Source organism: Curtobacterium sp. HSID17257 (assembly GCF_003989515.1).
In the GTDB taxonomy this organism is placed as follows: domain Bacteria; phylum Actinomycetota; class Actinomycetes; order Actinomycetales; family Microbacteriaceae; genus Curtobacterium.
This window is the reverse complement of the sequence record NZ_RBLU01000168.1, coordinates 1-5,276: the sequence shown is the minus strand read 5'-3', so window position 1 is coordinate 5,276 and position 5,276 is coordinate 1. Positions and strand designations below refer to the sequence as shown.

Genomic DNA, 5,276 nt, shown 5'->3' with positions numbered 1-5,276 from the left:
CGAGCGACGCGACCGCCTCGTCGACGTCCGACGTCGCGGCCGGCGCCACCACCCGCGGGCCGATCCCGCCCGTGTACGGGTCGAACGTGACGAGGGCGTCGCCCGCGATCAGCGCGTCGCGGTCGGCGAAGTGCAGCGCCACGTGCCCGTCCGTGTGCCCGGGGGTCTCGATGATCCACGGGTTGCCGGGGACGTCGGCGCGGGACGCCAGCGGCTGCGTCTCCGCGATCCCGTCCACCGTCGCCGCACCGGCGAGCAGCATCCGCCCGAGCGGCGCGAGCCCTCCCGGGTGCAGTGCGACGAAGCCGAAGCGGTTCGTCTGCGGCCGGTACGAGTACGGGTGCGCCGCGAGGTCGCGGTCGCCCGGGTGCACGAACACGGGCGTGCCCCACTCCCGGTGCATCCGGGCGGCGGTCCCGACGTGGTCGAAGTGCCCGTGCGTGAGCAGCAGGCCCTCGACGCGGTCGGGCGAGTACCCGAGGTCGTGCACGGCGAGCAGCAGGTGCGGCCAGGCGGCTGGTAGCCCCGCGTCGACGACGAGCAATCGGTCACCCGTCTCGACGAGGTAGGTGTTGGTGTGTGCGATCTCGAGGCGGTGGATCCCCTCGGCGACGTCCCGGAACAGCATGGCCTGCACCGTAGACCGCGGTCGCTCGGTGCCATGCCGGGGACCGCCTGGTAGGCACGAGGCATGGCCAAGGACAGCATCCCCGAGCTCGAGCTCGCGAACGTGCGCACGCGTGAGCGCCTGACCGACAGCGTCAGCGAGATCAGGAGGCGCTCCGACGTCCCCGCGCGCACCCGGCTCGCGGTGGCGAAGGCCAAGCAGCGGTGGCACCGTGACCCCACGCCGCTCATCGCGATGGGCGTCACCGCGGTGACCGGCATCGCGGCGATCGTCCTCGGTACGCGCATCGGGCGGACCGACGCCGGCCACCTCGACCGTCCGGCCGCCTCGACGGCGTTCACCGCGCTCCTCCCGTTCGGTGCGCGCGGCGAGCTCGACGCCGACCAGGCTCGCGGCGGTCGGAAGGGGCGGAAGGCCCGTCGCAAGGCGGCCGAGGAGTCGCTCGAGCGCGACCCGGTGCACAAGAACCGCGTGAAGCAGCGCGCCGGCATCGCCGCGGTGCAGCGCCGCGCGACGAAGAACCGGAAGCAGGCCGCGAAGCGGTCCAAGGCGGCGGCGAAGGCCCTCGCGAAGGCGAAGGGCTAGACCATGGCGCACAAGGACAAGAGCCTCCAGCAGGAGATGCAGCACAAGCCGGCGCCGGACGACCCCCGGAAGCCGGACAGCCCGACCGACCTCACGAAGCCGTCGTTCACGTACACGCTGAAGAAGACCCTGCGCGAGTTCACCAGCGACCAGTGCACCGACCTGGCTGCGAGCCTGACGTACTACACGGTGCTCGCGCTCTTCCCCGGTCTGCTGGCGATCGTGTCGATCCTCGGCCTGGTCTCGAACCCGCGGGACACGATCGACACCCTGCTCGACGTCGTCACGAACGTCGGCGGTGGTCAGGTCGCCGAGCTCCTCCGTGACCCGGTCGAGGGGCTCGTGCGGTCGCCCGCGGCGCCGATCACGTTCATCGTCGGTGTGCTCGGTGCCCTGTGGTCCGCGTCGGGCTTCGTCGGCGCCTTCGGCCGGGCGATGAACCGCATCTACAACGTCCGCGAGGGCCGACCGATCTGGAAGCTCCGGCCGACCATGCTCGGCGTCACGGTGTTCACCGTCGTGCTGCTCGTCCTCGGGCTGCTCGTGCTCGTCTCCGGTCCGCTCGCCCGGACGTTCGGCGACGTCATCGGCCTCGGCGACGCCGCCGCGCTCGTGGTCTCGATCGTGCAGTGGCCGATCCTGCTGGCGATCATGATCGTCGTCGTCGCGGTGCTGTACTACTGGGCGCCGAACATCCGCCAGTCGAAGTTCAAGTGGGTGAGCGGCGGCGCGCTGGTCGGCATCACGATCTGGATCATCGCGAGCGTCGGCTTCGGCTTCTACGTCGGGAACTTCTCGAACTACAACGCGACGTACGGCTCCCTCGGTGGCGTCATCGTCTTCCTGCTCTGGATCTGGATCACGAACAACGCGCTGCTCTTCGGTGCGGAGTTCGACGCGGAGCTCGAGCGCGGTCGCCAGCTGCAGGCCGGCATCCGGGCCGAGGAGGACATCCAGCTCCCCGAGCGCGACACCCGTCAGATCGAGAAGCAGGACGAGCAGCACGCCAAGGACGTGCTCGAGGGGATCAAGATCCGCGAGGGCGCGGGGCGCACGAAGGACTGAGCAGGTGGCCGGCCGGGTCCTGCACACCCCGCTCGGTGGGCGTCACCGTCCACAGCCGGGAGGCACGGCACCGGCCCGTCACGCCCGCTCCGTAGGGTGGGACGCATGACCGACACCGCACCCGCCACCGCTGACCGTCCGACCGCACTCGTCACCGGGGCCACCCGCGGCATCGGCCGCGCGATCGCGCTGGAGCTCGGACGCACCCACCACGTCCTGGTCGGTGGCCGCTCCGCCGACGCGGTCGCCGCGCTCGTGGCCGAGCTCCCGAGTGCAGCGCCGTTCGTCGGCGACCTCGGCGCCGGCGACGTGCCGGAGCTACCGGCGTCGCTCGACGTCCTGGTGCACAGCGCCGGGGTCGAGCAGGGCACGCGGATCGCTGACACACCGCGCGACGTGTGGGAGCAGGTGTTCGCCACCAACGTCTTCGCGGTCGCCGAACTGACCCGGCTGGCGCTCCCCGCGCTCCGGGCAGCGCGGGGCATCGTCGTGCCGATCAACAGCGGGTCCGGATTCACCGCCGGCCCCGGAGGCGGCGTGTACGCGGCGTCGAAGTTCGCGCTCCGGGCCTTCGCGGACGCCCTGCGCGAAGAGGAACGGGCGAACGGCGTCCGGGTCTCGAGCGTGCACCCCGGCCGGACCGACTCGGACATGCAGCGGGCGCTGACCGAGAAGCTCGGCGAGGACTACGACACCGCCTACTACCTGGCGCCCGAGGACGTCGCCGCGGCCGTCCGGACCGTGGTCGACCTGCCGGAGCGCGGCACGATCGAGTCGCTCGCGATCCGGCCGACCCGGAAGCGCTGACCCCCCCCGGCTACCGGAGCTCGATCCTCGTCGTCAGCGACAGGCGGTCCAGGAACGTCTCGTCGTGGCTGACCACGACGAGCGCGCCGCGGAACGCCCGGAGTGCATCCACGAGCTGGTCGACGCTCGTCAGGTCGAGGTCGTTCGTCGGCTCGTCGAGCACCAGCAGCTGCGGCGGTGGGTCCGCGAGCACCAGGGTCGCCAACGCCACCCGGAAGCGCTCGCCGCCCGACAGGGACGCGACCGAGCGGTCGACGGTGTCCCCGCGGACCAGGAGCCGAGCCAGCTGGTTGCGGAGCTCGGCGTCGGCCACGTGCGGGGCCGCCCGACGGAGGTTCGCGAGCACCGTCGCGTCGTCGTCGAGCGAGTCCCGCCGCTGCGGCAGGTACGCGATCCGGTCCGCGTGCGGTGCCGCCGAGGTCTCCGGGAGCGGGTGCTCGCGCGCCTGCGGCACCCCCACGAGCTCGTCGAGCAACGTCGTCTTGCCGACGCCGTTCGCGCCGGTCACCGCGATGCGCTCGGGGCCCTGCACGACGACCGACCGCCCGCGCACGGTGATCGTCGCGATGCGCCGCGACGCCGGGACCTCCGGGTCGGGCAGCGTGACGTGCAACGACTCGTCGTCGCGCAACCGCAGCTCGGCCTCCTGCACCGCGGCCCGCGCCTGCGCCTCGGCCGACCCGTGGGCCGAGCGCAGCCGGCCGGCGGTCTGCTCCGCCTGCTTCCGCTGCTCGTTCGCCAGGATCTTCGGCACGGACCGAGCGGCCTCCCGCCCCGCACGGGCACGGCGGGCGATCTTCGTCTCCGCCTCGATGCGCTGCCGCTGCTCGGTCCGGTGGCGCTGCTCGGCCACCCGGACTTCGCGCTCGACGGCGGCCTGCTGCACGGCGAGGTGCTCCTCGTACGCGCGGTACGTCCCGCCGAACACCGTGGCCGATCCCGAACGCAGCTCGACGGTCTCGTCCGCGTGCTCGAGGAGCTCCCGGTCGTGGCTGACGAGCACGAGCGTCCCCGTCCACCGGTCGACGAGCTCGAAGAGCGCCGCACGGGCTGCGCGGTCGAGGTTGTTCGTCGGCTCGTCGAGGAACACGATCGGTGCCCGACGCATCCGGATGCCGGCCACCGCGGTGAGCACGGCCTGCCCGCCGGAGAGCGACGTCACGGGTCGGTCGAGGTCGGTGCCGTCCAGCCCCGGCACGGACGCGAGCGCGGCGGCGGCACGCTCCTCCACGTCCCAGTCGTCGCCCACGGCGTCGAGGTGCTCCTCGGTGGCGTCACCGCCGAGGACGGCCCGCAGTGCGGCGAGCGTCCTGCCGACGCCGAGCAGGTCCGCCACGGTGTCCCCGGGGCGGGCGTGCAGTCGCTGGGGCAGGTGGTCCACCGGACCGGAGGTGCGGACCGAGCCGGACGTGGGGTGGAGCTGTCGCGTGGCGAGCCGGACGAGCGTGGACTTGCCGGCCCCGTTCCTCCCGACCAGGCCGGTGCGGCCGCGTCCGAAGGCGGTGGTGAGGTGGTCGAGCGCGACGGAGCCGTCGGGCCAGGTGAAGGTGAGGTCGTCGAGGACGACGGACGGTGTTGCGGGCATGGGTGTGCCTCCCGGATCGTGAGCTGGGCGCACGACACCGGACCCGCGGCGACCGGAGGGGTCGGCACGCGGCGCGCCCGACGGGGCGCGACGATCACGGTGTCAGCGCGAGGACTGCGCGGTACCGGTGATCGACTGCAAGGCTGCTCGTTCCGTCGGGGACCCCCGTGTCCGCCACCCGTGCTGCCGGTCGGTCTCCCGCCCCGGCGGCCCCGCGTGACGACGAGGTGTCACCCACCGTAGGGGTGACGCCGCTCCTCGGCAAGAGGTGACAGGCTGGGGGCATGCCGGAGAACCTGCTGCCGAACCCGACCGCGAACCCCGCGACCCTGCTGCCGGAGGAGCCCGAGGTGACCGCCGCGCTCGCCGCCGACGCCCCGGTGTCGAGCGTCGTCGTGTCGCACCCGTCCTCGAGCCTGGCGTGGGCGCTCCTCGCCGACGAAGCATGGGCGCGCGGCGCGACCCTGGAGTCCTACGCCTACGCCCGCGTCGGGTACCACCGCGGCCTCGACGCCCTGCGGAAGGCGGGCTGGCGCGGTGCCGGGCCGGTGCCGTGGTCGCACGAGCCGAACCGCGGCGTGCTCCGTGCGCTGTTCGCCCTGCGCA

General features: G+C 73.2%; 6 protein-coding genes. 4 read left to right on the top strand and 2 right to left on the bottom strand.

Annotated elements, in window-relative coordinates:
- Nucleotides 1-628, bottom strand: a 628-nt coding sequence (locus tag D8M35_RS15400; protein WP_148113400.1) for an MBL fold metallo-hydrolase, incomplete at its 3' end; no start/stop codon positions are given.
- 63 nt (nucleotides 629-691) lie between these two features.
- Between D8M35_RS15400 and D8M35_RS15395 the strand changes: the two genes are divergently transcribed.
- The 3 genes from D8M35_RS15395 (at nucleotide 692) to D8M35_RS15385 (ending at nucleotide 3,085) form a co-directional block, all read left to right on the top strand.
- Nucleotides 692-1,213: a hypothetical protein gene (locus tag D8M35_RS15395; RefSeq protein ID WP_126892622.1), complete on the top strand. Its 522-nt coding sequence runs from the start codon at nucleotides 692-694 to the stop codon at nucleotides 1,211-1,213.
- 3 nt (nucleotides 1,214-1,216) lie between these two features.
- Nucleotides 1,217-2,278, top strand: a complete 1,062-nt coding sequence (locus D8M35_RS15390; RefSeq protein WP_126892621.1) for a YihY/virulence factor BrkB family protein — start codon at nucleotides 1,217-1,219, stop codon at nucleotides 2,276-2,278.
- A 105-nt stretch (nucleotides 2,279-2,383) separates the two neighbouring features.
- Complete coding sequence (locus D8M35_RS15385; RefSeq protein WP_126892620.1) at nucleotides 2,384-3,085, top strand: SDR family oxidoreductase; 702 nt, start codon at nucleotides 2,384-2,386, stop codon at nucleotides 3,083-3,085.
- A 10-nt stretch (nucleotides 3,086-3,095) separates the two neighbouring features.
- On the opposite strand, the gene D8M35_RS15380 is transcribed toward D8M35_RS15385, so the two are convergent.
- Complete coding sequence (locus D8M35_RS15380; protein ID WP_126892619.1) at nucleotides 3,096-4,670, bottom strand: ABC-F family ATP-binding cassette domain-containing protein; 1,575 nt, start codon at nucleotides 4,668-4,670, stop codon at nucleotides 3,096-3,098.
- Between the two features lie 284 nt (nucleotides 4,671-4,954).
- Here D8M35_RS15380 and D8M35_RS15375 point away from each other — a divergent pair.
- A partial coding sequence (locus tag D8M35_RS15375; protein ID WP_126892618.1) for a DUF3151 family protein occupies nucleotides 4,955-5,276 on the top strand: 322 nt, incomplete at its 3' end.